Source organism: Streptomyces sp. NPDC001156 (assembly GCF_053598275.1).
On record NZ_JBSFJX010000387.1, the window covers coordinates 1 to 4,129 of the forward strand.

Genomic DNA, 4,129 nt, shown 5'->3' on the forward strand with positions numbered 1-4,129 from the left:
CCCACCGGCCGCCGAACCCCCCCCCCCGGGGGGGGCGCGGCTCAGGGGGGGGGCAACTGGACGTATCCACCCCCCAGCCGGCGCACCCCCCGCCCCCACGGCCCTCAGGCCGTGGCGGCGGTCGCTGTTTCAGTGGCCGGCGGACCGGACCGGGCCGGCGAGTTCGCGCGCGTGCTCGACCGCGGCGCCGACGGTGGTGCGGAGCACGGGACCGTGGCCGGGGAGAAGGACGTCGGCGTCCAGCTTCTCGAGGAGGGTCAGGGAGTCCAGGGCGCGGTCGCGGTCGCGGTGGAACATCCCGGGCAGCAGCTGCGGCCCGCGCAGGCGGGACGTCGGATGGCCGCTGACCAGCGCGTCCCCCGTGATCAGAACCCCTGAATCGGGCAAGTGGTAGGCGCAGTGCCCGTCGGTGTGGCCGGGGGTGAGCACCGGAACCGGGCGCCCGGGCAGGTCCAGCGGGCCCTCGTCGGGGAACGCCTGCGGCTCGGCGACCGGGACGTGCTCCGTTCCCCCCGCGCGCAGGGCGTGCACGGCCCAGGGGAGGACCCCGGGCCGCCAACCGTTGGCCAGGACCTTGCCGATCGACACCTGGTGCAGGAACTCCCGCCGGGCGTGGGGCAGTTCGGCCTCATGCATCAGGACGGGCGTCCCGTGCGTGCGGCGCAGGTACTCCGCCGCGCCCAGGTGGTCGTTGTGCGCGTGCGTGATCAGCACGGCCGTCACGGCAGCGGGGGCGACGCCCACGGAGGCCAGCGACGCGAGGAGGCGCTCCCGGTCCCGGGGATAGCCCGTGTCGACCAGGGTGGCGCTGTCGCCGTCCTTCACGATCACCCAGTTGGTGTTGCTCCCTGGTACGAGATACACGTCGGAGCCGATCTCGACGATGCTGTCGTCGGGCATGGATCACCGGATCTTCCCTCGGGCCCTGAAGGGCGACCGACCCTACCGCTCGGTGCGGACGCCGCTCCGGCGTCGCCGGCCCATCCTCTCGCGACCGTGCGCGGGGCCCGTCGGCACCCCCCGGAAGATCCCCTCACACCGCCACGTGCCGCATGGCGCGTTCGCGTACGACCTCGCCCGCGCTCTTGTCGTCGCGCAGCCCGAGAAACCGCGGGTGGCGCAGCATGCCGTCCTTGGTCCACTCGGTGAACCCGATCTGCGCGACCGGTTCGGGCCGCGTCCAATGGGCGCCCCTCTCACGTACCGGGTCGTCGAACGGCGAGACCTGGGTGGCCAGTTCGTCGAGCCGGGCGCGGAGGCCGAGCAGGGTGCGGCGGTCGAACCCGGTGCCGACCTTGCCCGCGTAGCGGAGCCGGTCGTCCTCGTAGTAGCCGAGGAGCAGTGCTCCGAACCCGACCCGGCTGCCGGTCGGCTCGGTGAAACCGCCGATGACGAACTCCTGACTCAGGGAGCACTTGAGCTTCAGCCAGTCCGTGGAACGGCGGGACTGGTAGGTGCTGTCCGCCCGTTTGGCGATCAGCCCCTCCCAGCCGCGGCCGCACGCCTCGGCCAGCAGGTCGGCGCCGCCCTCGTTGCGATGGGTGGTCAGCCGCAGCGGGGCCCGGTGGACGAGGGCGCGCCGCAGCAGCGACTTGCGGGTGCGCAGCGGCAGCCGCCGGGTGTCCGCTCCCTCCAGTCGCAGCAGATCGAAGAGGTAGTACTTCACCGCCACCCCGCTGGCCTCGATGTCCCGGCGCCGGGTCAGCCCCATGCGCTGCTGCAGCCGGGAGAAGTCGGTGCGTCCGCCGGAGAACGCGACGATCTCGCCGTCGACGGTGAAGTCCGCGCACTCCTGCGCGGCGAGCGTCTCGACGATCTCCGGATAGGTGTCGTTCAGGTGCCGGCCCGTCCGCGACAGAAGAAGGACCCGGTCGCCCTCGCGCACCGCCAGCACCCGGATGCCGTCCAACTTCCGCTCGAAGATCCATTCCCCACCGGAGAAATCCCGTCGGTCGCTCAAGGTGGCGAGCATGGGCCGCGCGGCGAGTTCCGCCCCGGGACGTGCCGAGGCGAGTAGCCGGCGCTGCTCGGCGGGCAGCGTGTCGGTAAGACCGCTCATCGGCCGCTCACCCCGCGCCGCCCTCGGCGGCGACCCGGGCGAGCGTGCGTCCGCTGCACACCGACCGGGCCCGGCGCGGGTCCGGCGTCCCGTGCCGGGCCGAGTGGGCGTGGCCCGCCTTGACCAGGAGCCAGGCCTCGCCCTCGCCGTTCCCCTTTCCGCTCCGGAAGCGGGTGAGGGCGTACTCGCCGCGCAGCTTCGTCCCATGCAGCCGGAACGTGGCGTGCCCGCGCTCCAGTGCCTCTTCGAAGGGGACGGGCCGCCCACGGCGGTCGCGGCTCAGCGGCCGGTATGTGCCGCGGTCCCACACGATGACGGTGCCGCCCCCGTACTCTCCCTCCGGGATGACGCCCTCGAAGTCCGCGTACTCCAGCGGGTGGTCCTCCGTGGGCATCGCGAGCCGCTTGTCCCCGGGATCGGCGGAGGGTCCCTTGGGGACGGCCCAGGACTTGAGGACGTCGCCGACCTGGAGCCGGAAGTCGAAGTGCAGGGTGCTCGCGTCGTGGATCTGCACCACGAAACGGGGTTCCTCGTCCCGGGACGCCGTGTCGCCCCGGGGTTCGCGGGTCCGGTCGAAGTCCCGTTTGCCGCGATACTCCCGCAGCCGATCGCTGCCGCCCACGTCAGGCTCCCTTCCCGCCGACCGCCCGAGGCGGATCACGCCGTCTTCCGGGGCCCGAGTACCCCTTCGGCCGTCATGACCACCCGAACGGTGCGGCGCCGTGTGGGCGGGAGCCGGCGAGCGGCACGCGGGTCATACGTCCCGGTCGGCGGCCGGTCCTGACCCGGTGGCGATGTGCTGCAGCGCGGTGGTGAGTTGGGCCAGGTCGTAGGGGCCGAGATGGTCCATGATGTGCCGGCGCACGCTGGCGAGGTGAGTCGGCCAGGCCTCCCGCAGACGCTCGAGTCCGGAGTCGGTCAGGACGGCGTTCCAGCCGCGCCCGTCTTCGTCGCACTTGACGCGCTGGACGAAGCCCTGCTTCTCGAGGCGGTTCACGACCCGGGTCATCCCGCTGAGCGAGAGGTTGCAGACGGCTGCCAGTTCGCTCATGCGCAGGTGCGCGCCGGGGGCTTCGGACAGATACATGAGCGCCGTGTACTCGGACAACGTGATCCGGGCATCGCGGACCATGTCGGCGTCGACGACCCGCGGCACCGCCAGCATCACCCGGCCCAGTGCGCGCAGGAATCCTTCCTCGCTCGAGGTGAGGGGCGGCAGGGGGCGTTCCTTGGACGGCATGCTGCCGATTATATCTGCTTGACAAGTCAAGGACCCCATGCATCTACTTGACCCCGCAAGTTTTTTACTTGACGAGGCAAGCACATGTTCCGATTCGGAAAACGCAGAGGTACGACCATGACCAAGATCGGCATCATCCTGGGAAGCACGCGTCCGGGCCGCAACGGCGAGGCCGTCGCCCGCTGGGTCCACGAGATCGCGGACCGGCGCAGCGACGCCGAGTTCGAGCTCGTGGACCTGGCGGACTACAAGCTGCCGCTGCTCGACGAGGCCTACCCGCCGTCGATGGGCCAGTACACCCAGCCGCACACCCAGGCCTGGGCGGACAAGATCGCCTCCCTCGACGGCTTCGTGATCGTCACGCCCGAGTACAACCGCTCGGTGCCCGGAGCCCTCAAGAACGCCCTCGACTTCCTCTACGCCGAGTGGAACAACAAGGCGGTCGGCTTCGTCAGCTACGGCGGCAACGGCGGCACCCGCGCCGTGGAGCACCTGCGCGGTGTCGCAGGCGAGCTCCAGATGGCCGACGTCCGGTCCCAGGTCGCCCTCTCCCTCTTCGCCGACTTCGAGAACTTCAGCGTCTTCAAGCCGCTCGACGTCCAGCACGACACCCTCGTCACCACGCTCGACCAGGTCATCGCCTGGAGCAAGGCGCTGGCCCCGCTGCGCGCGAACTGACCGCAGCGCCCCGAAACCGGTCCCGTACCGGTGGACGCGCGAGCTCCCGCAGCCGATCCCAGCGGCGGGGGGCGGGCGCGGGGGCGGGGGGGCGGGGGGGGGTGGGCGCGCCCCCGGCCGGCCGGGGCCCCCCCGCCCCCGCGCGCGTCATT

General features: G+C 72.0%; 5 protein-coding genes. 1 reads left to right on the forward strand and 4 read right to left on the reverse strand.

All coding sequences use genetic code 11. The annotated features are described in order from the left end of the window. Positions 1-129 precede the first annotated feature (129 nt). The 4 genes from ACWDA7_RS51015 to ACWDA7_RS51030 form a co-directional block, all read right to left on the reverse strand. A complete protein-coding gene (locus ACWDA7_RS51015; protein ID WP_450614816.1) occupies positions 130-900 on the reverse strand; it encodes an MBL fold metallo-hydrolase in 771 nt (256 codons plus the stop codon). 133 nt (positions 901-1,033) lie between these two features. Further along, a complete protein-coding gene (gene ligD / locus ACWDA7_RS51020; RefSeq protein ID WP_450614818.1) occupies positions 1,034-2,059 on the reverse strand; it encodes a non-homologous end-joining DNA ligase in 1,026 nt (341 codons plus the stop codon). 7 nt (positions 2,060-2,066) lie between these two features. Next, complete coding sequence (locus tag ACWDA7_RS51025; protein ID WP_450614820.1) at positions 2,067-2,681, reverse strand: DNA polymerase ligase N-terminal domain-containing protein; 615 nt, start codon at positions 2,679-2,681, stop codon at positions 2,067-2,069. Positions 2,682-2,813: 132 nt separating this feature from the next. Then, positions 2,814-3,299: a MarR family winged helix-turn-helix transcriptional regulator gene (locus ACWDA7_RS51030; protein WP_450614822.1), complete on the reverse strand. Its 486-nt coding sequence runs from the start codon at positions 3,297-3,299 to the stop codon at positions 2,814-2,816. A gap of 117 nt (positions 3,300-3,416) precedes the next feature. Here ACWDA7_RS51030 and ACWDA7_RS51035 point away from each other — a divergent pair, with 117 nt between their 5' ends. After that, positions 3,417-3,977, forward strand: a complete 561-nt coding sequence (locus ACWDA7_RS51035) for an NADPH-dependent FMN reductase (RefSeq protein WP_360999453.1) — start codon at positions 3,417-3,419, stop codon at positions 3,975-3,977. Positions 3,978-4,129: the final 152 nt, after the last annotated feature.

Coding starts and splice junctions, on each gene's coding strand:
- ligD (WP_450614818.1), bottom strand. CDS start 2,059: ATGAGCGGTCTTACCGACACGCTGCCCGCCGAGCAGCGCCGGCTACTC.
- ACWDA7_RS51035 (WP_360999453.1), top strand. CDS start 3,417: ATGACCAAGATCGGCATCATCCTGGGAAGCACGCGTCCGGGCCGCAAC.
- ACWDA7_RS51030 (WP_450614822.1), bottom strand. CDS start 3,299: ATGCCGTCCAAGGAACGCCCCCTGCCGCCCCTCACCTCGAGCGAGGAA.
- ACWDA7_RS51015 (WP_450614816.1), bottom strand. CDS start 900: ATGCCCGACGACAGCATCGTCGAGATCGGCTCCGACGTGTATCTCGTA.